This is a genomic window from Nucisporomicrobium flavum (assembly GCF_016464385.1).
GTDB classification, from domain to species: Bacteria; Actinomycetota; Actinomycetes; order Mycobacteriales; family Micromonosporaceae; genus Actinoplanes; species Actinoplanes flavus_A.
The window spans coordinates 108,512-127,973 of sequence record NZ_JADMLH010000022.1 but is presented as its reverse complement, the minus strand read 5'-3'; the positions used below and the strand labels follow the sequence as shown (position 1 = coordinate 127,973).

Annotated in this window: 15 protein-coding genes; 3 read left to right on the top strand and 12 right to left on the bottom strand. The window is 72.9% G+C overall.

Annotated elements, in window-relative coordinates:
• Positions 1-24 precede the first annotated feature (24 nt).
• The 8 genes from katG to IT780_RS35750 form a co-directional block, all read right to left on the bottom strand.
• Complete coding sequence (katG, locus tag IT780_RS35785; RefSeq protein ID WP_199516282.1) at positions 25-2,298, bottom strand: catalase/peroxidase HPI; 2,274 nt, start codon at positions 2,296-2,298, stop codon at positions 25-27.
• A complete protein-coding gene (locus IT780_RS35780; RefSeq protein ID WP_199516281.1) occupies positions 2,295-2,750 on the bottom strand; it encodes a Fur family transcriptional regulator in 456 nt (151 codons plus the stop codon). Before IT780_RS35780 ends, katG begins: the two co-directional genes overlap by 4 nt.
• 31 nt (positions 2,751-2,781) lie before the next feature.
• Positions 2,782-3,948: a TIGR04053 family radical SAM/SPASM domain-containing protein gene (locus IT780_RS35775; protein WP_199516280.1), complete on the bottom strand. Its 1,167-nt coding sequence runs from the start codon at positions 3,946-3,948 to the stop codon at positions 2,782-2,784.
• A 6-nt stretch (positions 3,949-3,954) separates the two neighbouring features.
• Entirely contained in the window at positions 3,955-5,163 is a 1,209-nt protein-coding gene (locus IT780_RS35770; RefSeq protein WP_307831546.1) for an MFS transporter, read from the bottom strand.
• Between the two features lie 138 nt (positions 5,164-5,301).
• Positions 5,302-6,048, bottom strand: coding sequence for a respiratory nitrate reductase subunit gamma (gene narI, locus IT780_RS35765; RefSeq protein ID WP_199516279.1), 747 nt, complete (start codon positions 6,046-6,048; stop codon positions 5,302-5,304).
• Complete coding sequence (gene narJ / locus IT780_RS35760; RefSeq protein ID WP_199516278.1) at positions 6,045-6,686, bottom strand: nitrate reductase molybdenum cofactor assembly chaperone; 642 nt, start codon at positions 6,684-6,686, stop codon at positions 6,045-6,047. Before narJ ends, narI begins: the two co-directional genes overlap by 4 nt.
• Complete coding sequence (gene narH / locus IT780_RS35755) at positions 6,683-8,173, bottom strand: nitrate reductase subunit beta (RefSeq protein ID WP_199516277.1); 1,491 nt, start codon at positions 8,171-8,173, stop codon at positions 6,683-6,685. Before narH ends, narJ begins: the two co-directional genes overlap by 4 nt.
• Positions 8,173-11,775: a nitrate reductase subunit alpha gene (locus tag IT780_RS35750; protein ID WP_233414058.1), complete on the bottom strand. Its 3,603-nt coding sequence runs from the start codon at positions 11,773-11,775 to the stop codon at positions 8,173-8,175. Before IT780_RS35750 ends, narH begins: the two co-directional genes overlap by 1 nt.
• A 250-nt stretch (positions 11,776-12,025) precedes the next feature.
• On the opposite strand from IT780_RS35750, the gene IT780_RS35745 reads away from it, so the two are divergent.
• On the top strand, positions 12,026-12,577 hold the full coding sequence (locus IT780_RS35745; protein ID WP_199516275.1) for a hypothetical protein: 552 nt from the start codon (positions 12,026-12,028) through the stop codon (positions 12,575-12,577).
• Here the strand turns inward: IT780_RS35745 and IT780_RS35740 are convergent.
• Entirely contained in the window at positions 12,562-13,149 is a 588-nt protein-coding gene (locus IT780_RS35740; protein WP_199516274.1) for a DUF4360 domain-containing protein, read from the bottom strand. The two genes, IT780_RS35745 and IT780_RS35740, sit on opposite strands and share 16 nt — an antisense overlap.
• A 169-nt stretch (positions 13,150-13,318) precedes the next feature.
• Between IT780_RS35740 and IT780_RS35735 the strand changes: the two genes are divergently transcribed.
• On the top strand, positions 13,319-14,797 hold the full coding sequence (locus IT780_RS35735; protein ID WP_199516273.1) for a cellulase family glycosylhydrolase: 1,479 nt from the start codon (positions 13,319-13,321) through the stop codon (positions 14,795-14,797).
• Between the two features lie 39 nt (positions 14,798-14,836).
• Here IT780_RS35735 and IT780_RS35730 read toward each other — a convergent pair whose 3' ends face one another.
• Positions 14,837-15,616, bottom strand: a complete 780-nt coding sequence (locus tag IT780_RS35730; protein ID WP_307831543.1) for a class I SAM-dependent methyltransferase — start codon at positions 15,614-15,616, stop codon at positions 14,837-14,839.
• A gap of 116 nt (positions 15,617-15,732) precedes the next feature.
• Between IT780_RS35730 and IT780_RS35725 the strand changes: the two genes are divergently transcribed.
• Positions 15,733-16,050, top strand: coding sequence for a hypothetical protein (locus tag IT780_RS35725; protein WP_199516271.1), 318 nt, complete (start codon positions 15,733-15,735; stop codon positions 16,048-16,050).
• A gap of 8 nt (positions 16,051-16,058) precedes the next feature.
• Here IT780_RS35725 and IT780_RS35720 read toward each other — a convergent pair whose 3' ends face one another.
• Together IT780_RS35720 and IT780_RS35715 are read right to left on the bottom strand one after the other, a co-directional pair.
• Positions 16,059-18,875, bottom strand: a complete 2,817-nt coding sequence (locus tag IT780_RS35720) for an AfsR/SARP family transcriptional regulator (RefSeq protein WP_199516270.1) — start codon at positions 18,873-18,875, stop codon at positions 16,059-16,061.
• A 113-nt stretch (positions 18,876-18,988) separates the two neighbouring features.
• Positions 18,989-19,447, bottom strand: coding sequence for a nitroreductase family deazaflavin-dependent oxidoreductase (locus IT780_RS35715; RefSeq protein ID WP_199516269.1), 459 nt, complete (start codon positions 19,445-19,447; stop codon positions 18,989-18,991).
• Positions 19,448-19,462 lie beyond the last annotated feature (15 nt).

Sequence of the window (19,462 nt, the reverse complement as noted above, 5' to 3'; positions counted from 1 at the left end):
GCCGGGGCCCGTCGGGCGTACGGATCAGGCGAGGTCGAACCGGTCGAGCTCCATGACCTTGGTCCAGGCCGCGACGAAGTCCGCCACGAACTTCTCCCGGGCGTCGTCGCTCGCGTAGACCTCGGCGAGGGCGCGCAGCTGCGAGTTGGACCCGAAGATGAGGTCGACCGCGGTGGCGGTCCACTTCACCTCGTCGGTGGTCACGTCGCGGATCTCGTACACGTGCTCCTCGGACTGCGACGCCTTCCACCGGGTGCCGGGGGAGAGCAGGTTGGCGAAGAAGTCGTTGGTGAGCGCGCCGGGCCGGTCGGTGAGCACGCCGTGCCGGCTGTCGCCGACGGTGTTGCCCAGGGCCCGCAGGCCGCCGACGAGCACGGTCATCTCGGGCGCGGTCAGGTTCAGCATGTACGCCCGGTCGACGAGCAGCACCTCCGGCTGGGTCTTCTCGCCCGGCCGCAGGTAGTTGCGGAACCCGTCGGCGCGCGGCTCCAGGACCCCGAACGCCTCGACGTCGGTCTGCTCCTGGGAGGCGTCCGTGCGGCCCGGGTGGAACGGCACGGTGGTCTCGACGCCGGCGTCACGCGCCGCCTTCTCCACGGCGGCCGAGCCGGCCAGCACGATCAGGTCGGCGAGCGAGATCTTCGCGCCGCCGGCCTCGTTGAACTCGCGCTGGATGCCCTCGAGGGTGCTCAGCACCGTGGCGAGCTGCTCGGGCTGGTTGACCTCCCAGTTCCGCTGCGGCTCGAGGCGGATGCGGGCACCGTTGGCGCCGCCGCGCTTGTCGGTGGAGCGGTAGCTGGCCGCCGAGGCCCACGCGGTGGAGACCAGCTGGGCGGTGGTCAGGCCGGACTCCAGGACCTTCGCCTTGAGGGCGGCGATGTCGGCGTCGCCCACGAGCTCGTGGTCGACGGCCGGCACCGGGTCCTGCCACAGCTGCGCCTCCGGCACCCAGGGGCCGAGGAAGCGGCTGACCGGGCCCATGTCGCGGTGCAGCAGCTTGTACCAGGCCTTGGCGAAGGCCAGCGCGAACTCGTCCGGGTTCTCCAGGAAACGGCGCGAGATCTTCTCGTACGCCGGGTCGACGCGCAGCGACAGGTCGGTGGTGAGCATCGTCGGCCGGTGCTTCTTCGCCGGGTCGAACGGGTCCGGGATGATCTCCGGCGCGTCCTTGGCGACCCACTGCTTCGCGCCGCCGGGGCTGGTGGTGAGCTCCCACTCGAAGCCGAACAGGATCTCGAAGAACCGGTTGCTCCACTGCGTGGGCTTGTCGGTCCAGGTCACCTCGAGGCCGCTGGTGATCGTGTCGGCGCCCTTGCCGCTGTTGTACGTGCTCAGCCAGCCCAGGCCCTGGTTCTCCAGCGGGGCGCCCTCGGGCTCGGGGCCGACGTGGTTGTCCGCCACGCCCGCGCCGTGGGTCTTGCCGAACGTGTGGCCGCCGGCGATGAGCGCGACGGTCTCCTCGTCGTTCATCGCCATCCGGCGGAAGGTCTCCCGGATGAAGTGGGCGGCCGCGAGCGGGTCCGCGCTGCCGCGGGGGCCCTCGGGGTTGACGTAGATGAGGCCCATCTCGGTCGCGCCGACGCCCTCGGACATCTCCTTCTCGGAGACGTACCGCTCGTCGCCCAGCCAGGTGTCCTCCGGGCCCCAGAAGATCTCCTCGGGCTCCCAGACGTCCACGCGGCCGAAGCCGAAGCCGAAGGTCTTGAAGCCCATCGACTCCAGGGCCACGTTGCCGGCGAGCACGAGAAGGTCGGCCCACGAGATCTTCTGGCCGTACTTCGCCTTGACCGGCCACAGCAGGCGGCGGGCCTTGTCCAGGTTGGCGTTGTCGGGCCAGCTGTTCAGCGGCGCGAAGCGCTGGCCGCCGTCACCGGCCCCGCCGCGGCCGTCGTTGATCCGGTACGTGCCCGCGGCGTGCCAGCTCATCCGGATCATCAGGCCGCCGTAGTGGCCGAAGTCCGCCGGCCACCAGTCCTGCGAGGTGGTGAGGACCTCGGCGATGTCCCGCTTGAGCGCTTCGACGTCGAGCTTGGCGAACTCCTTGGCGTAGCTGAAGTCCGGGCCCAGCGGGTTGCCCTTCGGCGAGTGGGCGTGCAGCACCGACAGGTCGAGCTGGTTCGGCCACCAGTCGCGGACCGTACGCGGGCGCCCGCCGGTCTTCGGCGTCGGCGAGTCGATCGCCGGGTTCTCGCTCTCGCTGCCGTGCGCGGTCACGGAGTCGTGCGCGACCGGGCAGCCTTCCGCCGCCTTCTTGTCCACGCCCTGGGCGCTGGCGGGGTGGTCCTGGGTGTCGCTCATGTGCTTCCTTCCGAACGGGCCGATTGCGGGAGAGGGCGTTCGGTCGCGCAGTCGGGGCACGTGCCCCAGTAGACGACCTCCGCCTCGTCGACCACGAACCCGTGGTCGTCGGAGGCGGTGAGACAGGGGGCTTCGCCGGCGGCGCAGTCCACGTCGGCGATGGCGCCGCAACGACGGCACACCAGGTGGTGGTGGTTGTCACCGACCCGGCGCTCGTAGCGCGCGGTCGCGCCGGCCGGCTGGATGCGCCGGACCAGCCCGGCGTCGGTGAGCGCGCGGAGCACGTCGTACACGGCCTGGTGGGAGACCGTGGGCAGCTCGGCGCGGACCAGCGCGATGACCGTGTCGGTGTCGACGTGGGGGTGCCGGCGCAGCGCCGAGAGCACGGCGACCCGGGGCCGGGTCACCCGCAGGGGGACCGCCCGGAGCTCCGCCTCGAGGTCCGCCGTCACCCGGCCAACGTAGTCCGCAATCTGGAATGAATCAAGTTTGGGCGAGCGCGTCGACCGGGTACGGGAACGAGCCCGGCTGGTAGCCGCACGCGGGCTCCTCGGCGTGCACGTCGCCGGTCGTCGCGTACGCCCGGGCGCGGGAGCCGCCGCACACCGCACGGAACTCGCACGCGCCGCACCGCCCGCCCAGCCGGTCCGGGTCGCGCAGGGCCCGGAACAGCGGCGCGTCGCGGTAGATGTCGACCAGACTCTGCGTGCGGACGTCGCCGGCCGGGAGCGGGAGGAAGCCGCTGGGGTGGACCTGGCCGCGGTGCGAGACGAAGACGAAGCCGTCGCCCGCGCTGACCCGCAGGGGTGGGCGCCGGGGCCGCCGCGGCCCGCTCGTCAGGCCGAGGTCGTCGAGGCGCCGCCGCAGCCGCCGGTACAGCGGGCCGAGGCCGGGAGCGGGGACGCCCTGCCGGGCCATGACCGCGCGTTGCAGGCAGACGCGGCGGAAGTGGTGGGCCTCCGTGGTCTTGACGGGCACGGTCTCGCCGAGGTCGTACAGCAGGTGCAGGACGTCCTCGGTCTCGGCGGCGTCGAGGGCGGCCAGGTCGCGCCCGCGCCCGGTGGGTACGAGGAAGAAGACGCTCCACAGCATGGCGCCGCGGTCGCGTACCTGCGCGGCGATGTCCGGCAGCTCGTCGACCGTACGCCGGGTGACGGTCGTGTTGATCTGCACCTTGAGCCCGAGGTCGGCGGCGTCGCGCCAGGCCCGGGTGGTCAGCGCGTACACGCCGTCGACGCCGCGGAAACCGTCGTGCGCGGCCGGGCCGGCCGCGTCCAGGCTCAGGGAGATCGCGCGGGCTCCGGCGTCGCGGAGCTGGGAGAGGGCCTCGCGGGTCAGCGTAGGGGTGCCGGAGGGGGACACCGACACCGCGAGCCCCAGCTCGGTGCCCCGGCGCACCAGCGTGGTCAGGTCGGGGCGCTGGAACGGGTCGCCGCCGGTGATGACGAACAGCGGCGCCGGCCGGCCGAACTGAGCCACCTGGGCCATGAGGCCGGTGGCCTCGCCGGTGGTCAGTTCGGCCGGGTCACGCTGGGGGCGGGCCGAGGCGCGGCAGTGGTGGCAGGCGAGCGGGCAGGCCTGGGTGGCCTCCCAGATCACGATGAACGGGCGTTCCGCGGAGGCGTGCCGCAGCCGTCGCACCTCGGGCATGGTGGCTCAGGCCGCCACGGCGTCGCGGCGCCCGACCGAGAACAGGTTCAGCAGCAGCGCCGCGCCGGCCACCACGGCGAGCAGGACCAGGCCGATCGCGTACGAGTGGTAGCTGCCGTAGATGGAGCCCATGACCAGCGGCGGGACGAAGCCGCCGAGCCCACCGGCCGCGCCGACCACGCCGGTGACCGAGCCGACCTGGTTCGCCGGGGCCTTCTGCGCGACGAGGGCGAAGGTGGCGCCGCTGCCGGTGCCGAGCGCGGCGGCCATGGAGAGGAACGCGACGGTGCCGAGCGGGGCCAGACCCGGGGTGAAGGACTGGGCGAGCGCGCCGAGGACCACCACGCCGAGGGCGCCGGCGAGCACCCGGCTGGCCGGGATGCGGTCGGAGAGCCAGCCGCCGATGGGGCGCATGAGCACGGCGAGCAGGACGAAGCCGGCCATCCGGTTCGCGGCGTCGGCCTGGGTGAGCCCGTACGCGTTCTTCAGGTAGGCCGGGAGGTAGACGGAGAAGGCGACGTACCCGCCGAAGGCGACCGCGTACAGGGCGGCGGCCTGCCAGGTGATGCGCAGCCGGGAGGTGGCGGCGAGGCGGGTGGCGAGCGGGGTGGTGGGAACGACCCGGCCGGGCGCGTCACGCAGCACCAGCCAGGCGACCCCGGCGTAGAGGGCCAGCACCGCGGCGGTGATCAGGAACGGGGTCTGCAGGCTGTTCGCGTTGACGAGCTTGACCGTGGTGAGCGCGCTGATCGCGGTGCCGCCCATGCCCATGCCGAACACGCCGACCGCGAAGCCGCGCCGCTCGGGCGGGAACCAGGCGTTGACGAACGGCACGCCGACGGCGAACGCGGTGCCGCCGATGCCGAGGAAGAAGCCGCCGACCAGGATCGCCGGCAGCGAGCTGTGCCCGAACAGGCCCAGGTACAGCACCGGGACGATGGTCGAGAGTGAGACCAGCGGGAACATGATCCGGCCGCCGAACCGGTCGGTCAGCGCGCCGATCGGGATCCGCCCGAGCGAGCCGACCACGACCGGTACGGCCACCAGCAGCGACTGCTGGAACGAGCTGAGGTGCAGGGTGGTGGTGAACTTCGTGGCCAGCGGGCTGAGCAACGCCCAGGCCCAGAAGTTCACCGCGAAGCCGATCGTGGCCAGGGCGAGCATCACGCCCGGCTTGCCGCCGCGGCCGGTGGCCGACTGTGGGGTGGTGGTCATGTCATCTCCACGTCTCGCTGGTCGCGGCCGGTGGCTGATGATCCGGACGCTCCCGTTCAGGCTCCGGTAGCGGAGCCGCCGCCAGTAGGGACCTTCGACCCGGCCTGGCGGGACCTCGTCCCGGACTCTCGGCCCAGGTCAGTGCCCGGATGACACCGGGTCGCGCCCGGCGTCGCGGACCGCGGCGGGCGCGGGTTGCGGCGCGGGTGCGGGCCGGCGGCGGCCCCGGTAGACGACGTACGGGCGCCACAGGTACGCCATCGGCGCCGACCACACGTGCACCAGCCGGGTGAACGGCCACAGCGCGAGGAACAGGAACCCGCCCAGCGCGTGGAGCTGGTAGACGAGCGGGGCGCCGGTCATCAGCTCGCTGTGCGGGTGGAAATAGAAGATCCCGCGGAACCAGACGGCGATGGTCTCCCGGTAGTCGTACCCGCCGCCGAGCAGGTTCTTGCCGACCGTGGCCGTCATGCCGAGCACCACCATCGCGGCGAGGCAGGCGTACAGGACCTTGTCCATCGTCGTGGTGACCCGCCGGACCCGGCCGTTGACGAACCGGCGGGCGATCAGCAGCGAGAGCCCCGCGACCAGCATCAGCCCGGTCACCGTGCCGCCGCCCACCGACACCACGTGGTACGCGTCCTCCGGCACGCCGAGCCGTTCGGTGAGCGACTCGGGGATGAGCAGCCCCATGGCGTGCCCGCCGATGACGCCGAACGCGCCGAGGTGGAACAGCGGGGAGCCGAGCCGCAGCAGCCGGCTCTCCAGCAGCTGGCTGGTGTGGGTGGTCCAGCCGAACTGGTCGTGCCGCCAGCGCCAGACGTGCCCGGCGGCGAAGACGGCGAGGCAGGCATAGGGCAGGACGACCCAGAGCAGGGTGGTCATCGGGACGCCTCCGCGGGGGAGCAGGTGGGGTACGGGGTGACATCGGGGCCGGCGCCGATGCTGTCCAGGCCGACCGTCTCGACCGGCGGCCCGTCCGAGGCGAGCGCCGCGATGGCCGCCCGGTCCTCGTCGGTGAGCCCGGGCAGCACCGAGCAGACCGCGTCCAGCAGGTGCCGGTACGGCGTGCCGTCCTCGGTCAGCGCGGCGCGCAGCAGCTCGAGGCCCTGCCGGTGCTGGCGCAGCGGCGCCTCGCCGTCCCCGGGCCCGGCGGTGGCGGCGAACTCCAGCACCACCGGCAGCAGGTCGGGCAGCTCGCCGCCGGTCAGCCGCAGGCCGTGGGCGCGGTACCGCTGCTTGAGCACGAGCAGGGCCATCCCGCGCTTGCGGGTGTCGCCGTGCAGGTAGTAGGTGAGGTACAGCCCGGAGCGCCGGCGCAGGTCGAAGGTCTGCACGTAGTGCCGCTGCGCCTCGATGGCCGGCGTCGCGGTCAGCCAGTCGAGGAACGCGGTGACCTGCTCACGGACCGCCGGGGGCTCGACGCGCGCGGCGGCCTCGCGCAGTTCGTCACCGGCGGCGAGCAACTCGTCGTCGGGATAGGTGAGCAGCAGGGCGGCCAGCTCGAAGACGCGGGACCTCATGACCGGCCCCGTACCGGGGTGAGGGTCATCATCCCCGGGCCGCCCTCGCGATCCAGCGAACACCCGGCGGCCTGCGCGTCCAGGGCCGCCGCCTCCTTGGCGTGGGCGGCGGGAATCACGTACCGCTCGTCGTACTTGGCGATGGCGAGCAGCCGGTACATGGCCTCGACCTGCTCGCCGGTCATCCCGATGCTGTCCAGCAGCTCCTCGGCGACGGTCCCGTCGAGGGTGCGGGCCCGCATGTACGAGCGCATCGCGGCGAGCTTCATCAGCACCCCGGAGACCGCGTCGGTGTCGCCCGCGGTGAACAGCTCGGCCAGGTACTCGACCGGGATGCGCAGCTCGCGGATCGTGTGGAAGACGTCGTCCGCGTCGGTGTCGTCGCGCCCGGCGGCCCCGGCCGCGTCGAGCACGGGCGACAGCGGCGGCACGTACCAGACCATCGGCAGCGTGCGGTATTCCGGGTGCAGCGGCAGCGCGATCTTGTACTCGCTGATCAGCTTGCGGATCGGGGAACGCTTCGCCGCGTCGATCCACTCGTCGGCCATGCCGGCCTCACGGGCGGCCCGCTCCACCTCGGGGTCGTCCGGGTCCAGGAACACCGCGCGCTGCGCGTCGAGCAGCTCGTGCTCGTCCTCGACCGAGGCGGCGGCCAGCACGGCGTCCTCGTCGTACAGGACGATGCCGAGGTAGCGCAGGCGGCCGACGCAGGTCTCCGAGCAGACGGTCGGCTGCCCGGCCTCGATGCGCGGGAAGCAGAACGTGCACTTCTCGGCCTTGCCCGTCGCGTGGTTGACGTAGACCTTCTTGTACGGGCACGCCGACACGCACATCCGCCAGCCCCGGCACCGGTCCTGGTCGACCAGCACGATCCCGTCCTCCTCGCGCTTGTACATCGCGCCGGACGGGCAGGCGGAGACGCACGCCGGGTTGAGGCAGTGCTCGCAGATGCGCGGGAGGTGGAACATGAAGGTCTTCTCGAACTCGAACTTCACCTTCGTGGCCATCCGGGCCAGGTTCGGGTCGTCCTGACCGGACTGGCCGCCGAGCGAGTCCTCCCAGTTGGCGCCCCAGGTGACCGCCATCGGCTCGCCGGTGAGCGCGGAGTGCGGGCGCTTCACCGGGGTGTCGGTGAGCCCGGCGGGTGCGGTGACGAGGATGTCCTTGTCGAACGTCGCGGGCTCGTAGTAGTCGTCGATGCTCGGCAGGTCCGGGTTGGCGAAGATCCGGCTGAGCCGCTTGGCCCGGCCGCCGGAGCGCAGCACCAGCCGCCCCTTGCCGTCGAGCTTCCAGCCGCCCTTCCAGCGTTCCTGGTCCTCGTAGTGCTTCGGGTAGCCGATGCCCGGCTTGGTCTCGACGTTGTTGAACCAGACGTACTCGGTGCCCTCCCGGTTGGTCCAGGTCTGCTTGCACGTCACCGAGCAGGTGTGGCAGCCGATGCACTTGTCGAGGTTCATCACCATGGCGACCTGCGCGCGGATCCGCATCAGTACTCCACTTCCTGGGTCCGGCGGCGGATCACGGTGATCTCGTCGCGCTGGCTGCCGATCGGGCCGTAGTAGTTGAAGGCGTACGTGAGCTGGGCGTGCCCGCCGGCCAGATGCGTGGGCTTGATGAGCAGCCGGGTCATCGAGTTGTGGTAGCCGCCGCGCCGGCGCGACTTCTCCGCCTTGGGGACGTTCACCGTGCGCTCGGGGGAGTGGTACTGGAACACCGTGCCCTCGGGCATCCGGTGGCTGACCACGGCCCGCGCGACGACCACGCCGTTGCGGTTGTGGGCCTCGATCCAGTCGTTGTCGCGTACGCCGATCTTCTCGGCGTCCTGGACGCTCATCCAGATCACCGGGCCGCCGCGGGACAGCGCGAGCATCAGCTCGTTGTCGTGGTACATCGAGTGGACCGACCACTTCGCGTGCGGGGTGAGGAACCGTACGGTCACCCCACCGTCGACGGCGTCGCCGGGCCTGCCGAAGTGCCGGGCCATGTTCAGCGGCGGCCGGAACGCCGGCAACTGCTCGCCCAGCTCGGCCACCCAGTCGTGCTCGACGAAGAAGTGCTGGCGGCCGGTGACGGTGTGCCAGGGCTTGAGCCGCTCCACGTTGAGCGTGAACGGCGAGTACCGCCGGCCGCCCTTCTCCGAGCCGGACCACTCCGGGCTGGTGAAAACCGGCTGCGGCGCGTCCTGCGTCTGCGCGTACGTGATCCGGTCGGTCTCGTGACCCTCGATCAGGTCCTTGAACGGCTGCCCCGTACGGGCTTCCAGCTCGGCGAAGCCGGCCGCGGCCACCCGCCCGTTGGTGGTGCCGGACAGCGTGAGGATCGCCTCGCACATGCGGTCGGCGGTCGCCAGCGAGGGACGCCCGTCGATCACGCCGTTCTGGTGCTTGAGGTATTCGATCTCCGGCGTGACGTCGACGGTGATCGCCTTGGTCGTGGTGCCCACCTTGTCGAGCAGCGGGCCGACCGTCCGCATCTTCCGGCCGATCTGGGTGTAGTCCCGCTCGATCTCGACGAGCTTCGGCATCGTCCGGCCCGGCACCGGCTCGCACTCGCCGGCCTTCCAGTCGCGTACCCGGCCGCCGGGGGTGGCCAGCTCGTCCGGGGTGTCGTGCTGCAGCGGCGCGGCGAGCACGTCGTGGCGGACGCCGAGGTGGTCCACGGCCAGCTCGCTGACCTTGTCGGCCAGGGCGAGGAACGCGTCGTAGTCGGTGTGCGCGTCGCCGGGCGGCTCCACGGCCGGGCTGAACGCGTGCACGAACGGGTGCATGTCGGTGGTGGAGATGTCGTGCTTCTCGTACCAGGTCGCGGCCGGGAGGACCACGTCGGCGTGCAGGCCGGTGTTGGTCATCCGGAAGTCGACCGCGGTGAGCAGGTCGAGCTTGCCGGTCGGTGCGTCGTCGCGCCACGCCACGTCGCGCGGCCGGTGGTCCGGGTCGCACTCGTCGGCGGTGGCGGATCCCTCGACGCCCAGCAGGTGGCGCATGAAGTACTCGTTGCCCTTGCCGGACGAGCCCAGCAGGTTGCAGCGCCACAGCGTCAGGCAGCGGGGGAAGTTCGCCGGGTCGTCCGGGTCCTCCGCGGCGGCCTTCAAGCGGCCGGCCTTCAGCTCGGACACGATGTGGTCCTGCACGCCGACCCCGGCCTCGCGGGCCTCGTCGGTCAGGTCCAGGGGGTTGCGGTTGAAGAACGGGTGCCCGGGCGTCCAGCCCATCCGCTGGGCGGCCGCGACGGTGTCCGCGAACGCCATGCCGGCGAACCGGCCGGTGCCCAGCGGCGACGACAGCTCGTCGGCCGGGACCCGCTCGTAGCGCCACTGGTCGGTGTGCAGGTACCAGAACGGCGTGCTGGCCTGGTGCCGCATCGGCCGCTGCCAGTCGAAGGCGAACGACATGTGCTGCTGGCCGGTGACCGGGCGGGCCTTCTCCTGCCCGACGTAGTGCGCCCAGCCGCCGCCGTTGACGCCCTGGCAGCCGGTGAGCGTGACCAGCGCGATGAACGCCCGGTACGTCATGTCCGAGTGGAACCACTGGTTCGCGCCGGCGCCGAGCACGATCATCGAGCGGCCCCGGCTGCGCTCGGCGTTGCGGGCGAACTCGCGGCCGATCCGGGTGGCGAGCGCGGCCGGTACGCCGGTGATCTTCTCCTGCCACGCCGGGGTGTTGGGCGACTCGGCGTCGTCGTAGCCGGTGGGCCACTCGCCGGGCAGGTCGCCGCGGCGCACGCCGTACTGGGCCAGGAGCAGGTCGAACACGGTGGTGACGAGGTGCTTGCCGATGCGCCGGACGCGGACGCCGCGGCGCACGGTCGAACCGCCCTCGGTGTCACCGACGTCGAAGCGGGCGAGGTCGACCTCCGCGGTCTCGTCGGAGTCGATGCCCAGGGCGGGCACCACGTCGCCCAGGTCGAGGTTCCAGCGGCCGGGCTCGCCGTACCGGAATCCGAGCGAGCCGTTCGGCACGACCGGCTCGCCGGTCCGCTCGTCGATCAGCACGGTCTTGTGCTCACCGGCGTCCTCTCCCGGGGCGAGACCGAGGTCGGCGGCGGTCAGGAACCGGCCGGCCTTGCCGTTCTCGACCGTGACCAGGAACGGCAGGTCGGTGAAGCGGCGCACGTAGTCGGTGAAGTACGGCACCTGCCGGTCCCGGAAGAACTCGGTCAGCACCACGTGGCCCATCGCCATCGCGAGCGCGCCGTCGGTGCCCGGGTGCGGTGCCAGCCAGTCGTCGGCGAACTTCACATTGTCGGCGTAGTCGGGGCTGACCGCGACGACCTTCGTGCCCTTGTAACGGGCCTCGGCGAGGAAATGCGCGTCGGGCGTACGGGTCACTGGGATGTTGGAGCCCCACATCATCAGGTACGTGGCGTTCCACCAGTCGCCGGCCTCGGGTACGTCGGTCTGGTCGCCCCAGATCTGCGGGGAGGCGATGGGCAGGTCGGCGTACCAGTCGTAGAAGCTGAGCAGCGTGCCGCCGAGCAGCGCGTGGTAGCGGGTGCCGGCCGCGAACGAGGCCATCGACATCGCGGGGATCGGGGAGAACCCGACCACGCGGTCCGGGCCGTACGTCTTCGTCGTGTAGACGTGCGCGGCGGCCATCATCTCGATCGCCTCGTCCCAGCTCGCCCGGACGAAGCCGCCCCGGCCGCGCTGCGCCTTGTAGGCGGCCGCCTTCAGCGGTGTCTCGACGATCTCGGCCCACGCGAGCACCGGGTCGCCCAGGCGGTGCCGCGCCTCCCGGAACATCTCGGCCAGGACCCCACGCACGTACGGGTGCCGCACGCGCGACGGCGAGTACTCGTACCAGGAGAAGGAGGCGCCGCGCGGGCACCCGCGCGGCTCGTAGTCCGGGGCGTCCGGCCCGGTCGTCGGGTAGTCGGTGGCCTGGTGCTCCCAGGTGATCAGGCCGTCCTTGACGAACACGTTCCAGGAGCAGGAGCCGGTGCAGTTCACGCCGTGCGTGGAGCGGACCACCTTGTCGTAGCGCCAGCGGTCACGGTAGAACGAGTCCCACTCGTTGCCGCTCACCTGGTGCAGCGTGCGCCCGTGGTCGCCGACGGTCTCGCGGGTCAGGAAGCGGCGGGCCGCCAGCAGCGGGGCCGTACCGGGAAGGCTGTCCGTGGCGGGTGGCCGGGTGTCGTCCAGTGCTGACACGGTGATCCTTCGCGTCGGGTGCGGCGGCCCCCGGCCGCCGGTGCCCCACGGTGGCGCGGCACCCCACCAGGCTTGTCGATCGCATCCGGGGTTTCAGGTGCCCGAGGTCCCCAACCGGACAGGACCAACGTCCCGAATCGATCATCGCGGCCCGACTCCAGTACCGTCGACGCACCAGGAAGGAATGACAGTGATCGATCTGGATCGGCCGGCTCCGGACCGCGGACGACGCCGGCCCGCCACCGTACGCGGGCTGACCCTGGTCGTGGTGGGTGCGCTTCTGGCCGGCATGCTGCTGGGCGGCGTCGCGGCGTACGCCTGGTGGTGCCGGCCGCTGGCGGCGTCGGTGGCACAGGAGAGGTCCACGGTCTCGCTGCTGCTCTTCGCGGAACCCGGCACGCCGACCGTGGACGGGAAGCAGCGGCGGGTGCGCCTCGACGCCCAGGTGACGGTCGTCAACGCCGGGCCGGCCCCGGTCAACGTCCTGACCGTCCGCGCCGACCGGCCCGGCGTCACCGTCCGCAGCCCCGAGCGGGAACGCTGGATCGAACCGGGTACGGCCCTGCCGCTCGACGTGGTGGTGGAGTCGAGCTGCGAGCCGGGCGTGCCCCTTCCCCTGGCCGCGTCGGTCCGCGTGGAAACGGAGGACGAGGAGGTGCGGGACATTTCGCCGGTGGCCCTCGACGGTGCGGCGTGGATGGAGAGCAGCCGCGCGGCCTGCGCCCGTCAGCAGGCTCGATAGGTGAGCCGGTACGTCCCGCCGACCGCGCCGTCCGTGGAGTCCATGGCGATGTAGCTGGTCGCCGCGTCGGCCCGGTCCGCCTGCGCACGCAGCTCGGTGTCGATGTCCACCTTGCTCCCGCCGCACGGGCTGAACATCGCCGGGCTGCCCGCCGGCTCGGTGACCTGCCAGGAGTCGTCGAGGCCGGCCGCGAAGGTGTGCACCGTGGACGCCGGCGCCCCCGCGCCCGTGAAGTGGTAGCGCGCGGACAGGCTCGCCGAGGCGCCGGCCTCCAGGTGCGCGAAGCCGCGGTGGTCGACGGCCGTGATCGCGTACGCCATGGTCTGCGGCACGCCGAGCCGTACGGTGATGCCGCAGGTACGCCGCTGGTCCTTGGTCTTGCCGCCCGCGCCGGCCTGCGCGAGGTAGTCGCTGTAGATCACCGTGAACGCGGTGCGGTCGGCCGAGAGCGCGACCGCGACGGTGTCCGGCCGGCAGCCGGTGCCGTTGACCTTCACCTTCTCGATCATGACGCCGTCGCCGGCCGGCGCGGGCAGGGCGGCGAGAACCATGATCATGAACTGGTGGAGCACCCGGGTTTCCTTCCGGTCGATCGCTAGTGGCTCACCGACGCCCATTTGGTTGCCCGGAGCCGCGATTTAAGGATGATTTCAGCAAGTTTTGCCTGCTCAGGGGGCATGCGGTTACAGTCGCCGACACCTGGGAGCGCTCCCGCGCCCGCACCCCCGATGGAGTTCCTCCATGCGCAGACTGAAACTGAAGCTTCTCGTGGCCGGCGCGGTCGTCGCCGCGACCTCGGCGGTGGCGCTGGTCGCCCTGCCGGCCTCCGCGGAGACCGCCGCGTTCACCGTCACGAACTCGTGGTCCACCGGCTACCAGGCGAGCGTGGTGGTCAAGAACGACACCTCCTCGACGATCACGACCTGGCGGGTGCAGCTCACGCTGCCCGCTGGAACGACGGTCGTCAATGCCTGGAACGCGACGACGGCAACCTCGGGCAGCACGTACACGTTTACCCCGGCCGGGTGGAACGCCACCGTCGCCGCGGGTGCCTCGACCGAGTTCGGGATGATCGTCAACGGCACCGGGCGGCCCACCGCCTGCACGGTGAACGGCGCCGCCTGCGGCATCACGACCGCACCCGCCACGCCGGGCGCGACCACGCCCACGGCCGTACCCACCTCGCCGTCCGCGCGGCCCACCACGGCCGGCCCGTCGCCGTCGCGGCCCACCACCCCCACCCCCACGGCCACGCCGACCACACCGCCGGCCGGCGGCAGCGGCACGCCCGTCGGCATCAACGGCCAGCTGCGGGTCTGCGGCGTGCACCTGTGCAACCGGTACGACCGCCCGATCCAGTTGCGCGGCATGAGCACCCACGGCCTGCAGTGGTTCGCGAACTGCTACAACAACGCCTCGCTCGACGCGCTCGCCACCGACTGGCGCGCCGACCTGCTACGCATCGCCATGTACGTCCAGGAGGGCGGCTACGAGACCGACCCGGCGGGCTTCACCGGACGGGTCAACACGCTCGTCGACCAGGCCGAGGCCCGCGGCATGTACGCCCTCATCGACTTCCACACGCTCACGCCCGGCGACCCCAACCTCAACCTGGACCGCGCCAAGACCTTCTTCGCCGCCGTGTCCGCACGCAACGCGGCCAAGACCAACGTCATCTACGAGATCGCCAACGAGCCGAACGGCGTCTCCTGGTCCGGCATCAAGAGCTACGCCGAGCAGGTCATCCCGGTGATCCGCGCGAACGACCCGGACGCCGTGGTCATCGTCGGCACCCGCGGCTGGTCCTCGCTGGGCGTCTCCGACGGCGCGAGCTCGGCAGAGGTCATCGCCGACCCGGTCCGCGCGAGCAACATCATGTACGCGTTCCACTTCTACGCGGCGTCGCACAAGGACAACTACCGCGCCGAACTGGAGAAGGCGGCCGGCTCGCTGCCGATGTTCGTCACCGAGTTCGGCACGGTGAGCGCCACCGGCGGCGGTGCGGTGGACACGGCGAGCACCGGCGCGTGGCTCGACCTCCTCGACCGCCTGAAGATCAGCTACGCGAACTGGACGTACTCCGACGCCGGCGAGGGCAGCGCCGCGTTCCGGGCCGGCACCTGCGCCGCCGGCACGTACACCGGAACCGGGGTGCTCTCGGAGTCGGGCGCGCTGCTGCGCAACCGGATCCGGACCGCGGACACCTTCCCCACCTCCTGAGGCACGACGGCCCGCCGGCGACCGGGTGGATCCGGCGATTCACCCGGTCCGGCGGGCCACCCGCAGCTCGGTCAGGTAGCGCTTGACGACCCGGCCCCCGTGGTCGTCGATGAGCTGCGCGATGGCCGTCAGCAGCCCGGTGCGCCGGGGCTCCGGCAGCGCCCGGTGCCCTGAGTAGGTCAGCAGGAGATCCAGGTACTCCGCCGTGGAGTACGCCGCCTCCCACTCGTACCGATGGAAGATCGCGGGCCCGAACCGCCCGGACCGGGTCAGCTCCGCGTCGTCGCGCGGGATGTCCTGGGCGAACACCCTCCGCAGGCCCGGTGGCGTCGCGGGGTCGAACTGCTCGTAATGCCGCTGGATCTCGCCGTGGAACGCCTCGGTCCAGCTGCCGCCGGCTATGTGGTGGGTCGCCACGGTGGCCAGCACGCCGCCGGGGCGCACCGCGTCCGCGGACTTCGTCACCCGTACGGCCGGGTCGACCCAGTGGAACGCCGTCGCGCAGAACACCACGTCGAACGGCTCGGCGGGCAGCGGCCAGTCCTCGAACGCGGCCGTCACCACCCGTACCGAATCGAAGCCCGCGAGATTGCGCCGCGCCACAGCCGCCAGGCGCGCGCCCAGCTCGACGGCCACGATGTCGTACCCCCGCTCGGCCAGCGGAACGGTGGCCTGCCCGGTGCCGCAGCCGATCTCCAGCACCCGCGCCCCGCGGGGCACCCCGGCGGCGGCCAGATCGTCGAACATCCGCGCCGGGTAGCCGGGCCGGATCCGGTCGTACCGCTCGGCGTCCTCGTCGAAGGTCTCGCGCAGGTCCACCGGGCAAGAGTACGGGCCGACCGGCCGGTTCAACGCCTGCTCAACGTTCGCGCAACGGGCCGCGCCGATCGTCATCGGTGTGCGGCAGACGGCCGCGAACCAGGGGGAGGAACCCGATGTCCACGATCAAACTGAACTCCTTTCACTGCGCCAAGCTGCAGGACTCCATCTCGGAGGACGAGATCGAGGTGCGGATCAACGGGGTGAAGGTCGCCGGCCCGTTCGGCGTCCACAAGAACGAGACCGTGCAGCTCGGCGGGATCAGCAAGACCTTCACCGGCAGCGTCAACGTGCAGCTCGTCGAGATCGACGCGAACAGCGCCGACGACAACCTCGGCCTGCACACCGTCGGCTCGAGCCCGGTGCAGAACAACACGCTGGAGTTCAAGGCCGCGGCGAAGGCCTTCTACACGCTCAACTACAGCGTCGTCTGACCGGCGGGTCAGGCGGCGGACCGGGCCGGGGGCTCGCCGCGGTGCAGCTTCGTGCGCACCGCGGCGGCCTCCGGGTGCCCGAGCTCCGTGAGCACGGCCAGACCGTCGCGCCACGCGAGGCGGGCCGCTTCGACGTCTCCGGCGGCGTCGTGGGCGTCGCCGAGGCGGGCGTACGTGGCGCCCTCCCGGTAGCGGTCGCCGAGGTCGCCGAACAGGCCGACGGCACGTGCGTAGTGGACGGCTGCTTCGAAGTACCGGCCGAGCTGGTGGTACGCGTACCCCAGGCTGTCCAGGGTCAGGGCGATGCCGTGCCGGTTGCCCAGCCGCTCGTGCAGGGCGAGGGACTGGCCGCAGCAGGCCAGGGCCCGCTGCGGATCGCCGAGGTGCGCGTGGTGCCACCCGATGGCGTTGAGGGCCGAGGCCTGACCCGCCCGGCTTCCGGCCGCCAGGTACAGGGCGAGGGACTGCCGGTCGTACGGCAGCGCGGCGGCGTGCCGGCCCTGCCGGGCGTGGACCCGGGCGAGGCCGCGGTGGGCGTGCGCCTGGCCGAGGAGGTCGCCGAGCCCGGTGAACAGCTCCAGCGACCGCCGGAGGTGCTCCCGCGCTTCGCCGGGACGGTCCAGCCAGACGTATGCCAGGGCCATCTCCCGGTGGGCGTGGGCCTGCCGCCACGGGTCGTCGAGCCGCCGGGCCGCCACCAGGGCCGCCGCGTGGACGGCGAGCCGGTCCTGCCAGTGCCCGCGCCGGTCCAGGTACGTGGTGAGCGCCCACGCCAGCTGCCACACGTGGGCGGGCGAGCCGGCGTCCGCGGCGACGCGCAGGGCGGCGAGCAGGCCGGCGTGTTCCGCGGTGAACCACCCGAGCGCCGCGTCGTGGCCGGGGACCTGCTCGGGGACGACGCCCGGGCCCGGGCCGGGCGGCGCGACCGCGTCCCGGTACGGGGCGAGCAGCCGGTCGGCGGCCGCGGCGGTGTGCAGGTAGTGGTCGAGGATCCGGCGTACGGCGGCCCGCCGGTCGGAGCCGTCGCCGATGACCTGTTCGGCCGCGAACAGCCGCACCAGGTCGTGCATCCGGTGACGGCCCGGGGCCGGGGTCTGCACCAGATGGCCGGCGGTGAGCTCGCGCAGCAGCGCCCCGGCCCGGCCCGGTGACACGCCGGCCAGGCTCGCGGCGGCCGGCAGGGTGAGATCCGGCCCGGGGCAGTGGCCCATCAGGGCGAACAGCCGGCCGGCGGCGGGGGAGAGCGCCCGGCAGGACGCGGACAGCACGGCGCGCAGGTTGACCGCCACCTCGCCGAGGTCCAGCGCGTCCAGGCGGGTGGCCGCTTCGTGCAGCTCCGCGGCGAGCGACGCCAGCGGCAGGGCCGGGTCCGAGGCGGCCCGGGCGGCCACGATGCTCAACGCCAGGGGCAGGCCCGCGCACCACCGCAGCAGCGCCTCCACCGCCGCGGGCTCCGCCGCCGTACGGGCCGCGCCGACCTGATCGGCGAGCAGCTGCCGCGCCTCCGTACCGGTCAGGACGTCGAGCGTCAGGGGGCGGGCGCCGTACGCGCTGAGCAGCCCGAGCAGCCGGGACCGGCTCGTGATCAGCACGGTGGCCGGCGCCGACCCCGGCAGCAGCGGGACGACCTGGGCGGCGTCCCGCGCGTTGTCGAGCACGATCAGCATGCGCCTGCCCGCGACCAGGCTGCGGTAGAGCCCGGCCCGCGCCTCCGGGCCGGCCGGCATGGCGGAGGAGTCCACCCCGAGGGCCTCGAGGAAGGCGTGGACCGCGGTGGCCGGCGGCACCGGCTCGCCGGCCGGGTCGTAGCCGCGCAGGTTCACGTAGAGCTGCCCGTCGGGGAAGCGGGCCGCGTTGTCGTGCGCCCATCGCAGCGCCAGCCAGGTCTTGCCGATGCCGCCGGCGCCGCCGATCGCGGAGATCACCACCGGCGCTGCCTCGCCGGCCGGGCCGTCCATCGCCGCGTCGAGCTCGGCCAGGGCCGCGGACCGGCCGGTGAACCGCCACGGCGGCGCCGGCAGCTGACGCGGCGCCACAGCCGGGAGCGGGCCGGAGGAGCCGGCCGTCCGAGGAACCGCCGGCGGCTCCAGCGCCGGATCGGCGGAGAGGATGCGCCGGTGGAGCTGCTGCAGCGGCGGGCCCGGGTCGGCGCCGAGGGTGTCGGCCAGCAGCCGGCGCATCCGCTGGTACGCCGCGAGCGCCTCGGCCTGCCGCCCGCAGCGGTACAGGGCCAGCATCACCTGGGCGCAGAGGCGCTCGTCGAGCGGGTGGTCGTCGGCGTACGCCGTCAGCTCCGGGAGCAGCTCACCGTGCCGTCCGGCGCGCAGGGCGGCGTCGTTGCGGTCGAGGACGGCCGCGCGCCGCCGGCTCAGCAACCCTTCCCGGACGCCGGTGAGCCACGGGGTGTCCAGGGCGCCGAACGGCTCGCCGTGCCACAGGCCGAGCGCCTGCTCGTACAGCGCCACCGCGGTGTGGTCGTCCGCCGCCTCGCGTGCCTGCCCCAGCAGGACGCCGAACCGGTGCAGGTCCACGGTCATCGGGTCGGCGGTGCACGCGTACCCGCCGGGCCGGCGAACGATCTCCACGCCGCCGGCCGGCGCGAGGGCCCGCCGCAGCCGCGACAGGTAGCAGCGCAGCACGCCGGGCGCGCGCTGCGGGAGCCGCTCGCCCCACACCCGGTCGAGGACCCGGTCGGCCGGCACCGCGCGGCCCGCGTCGACCAGGAGCGCCGCCAGGACGCACCGCTGCCGGTCGTGGCCCAGGTCGAGGCGGCGGCCGTCCACGACCGCTTCCACCTCGCCCAGCAGGCGGAGCTCCACCGCCATCCGGCCTCCGCTCGACACCGCCGGCGACCAGCCGGCTGGTGCCCAGTGTGGGCGGCGCGGCCGCCGGGTCCAGCGGTGTGTCGGCCACCGGACGAGCGGCCGCCGGTGCCGCCCTACCGCGGGGCCAGCCGGAACACCCGGGCGCCCGCGGCCCAGGCCCGGTGCAGATCGGCGGGCTCCGGGTTGCCATCGGCGTCGTAGCCGACGTTGTTGAACGCGCCGAAGTGGTGGTTGGCGCGCGCGATCACGGCGTAATCGGCGACCACGCCGTCCTCGTCGCTGACCACGACGACGTCGGCCGGGCGGCGCTTGCCCAGATAGCGCACCTCGATCGGCTCGCCGGTGCGCAGGTTGCGGCCCCAGCCGAACGCCGAGCCGACGAGCAGGGCGCCGTCGTGCCGCGTGTACGCGACCGGCACCGTGTACCGCTTACCGGACTTCCGGCCCACCACGTACAGGATGATGAGGTTGCGGCCGATCAGGCGTGACACGAGGGGTACCCGGGACAGGCCCTGCACCAGCCGGTTGACGAGGCCCTGCACCGGCAGGGTCCTGGGACGGTCGTCCGCCATGGTGACCTCCGTACG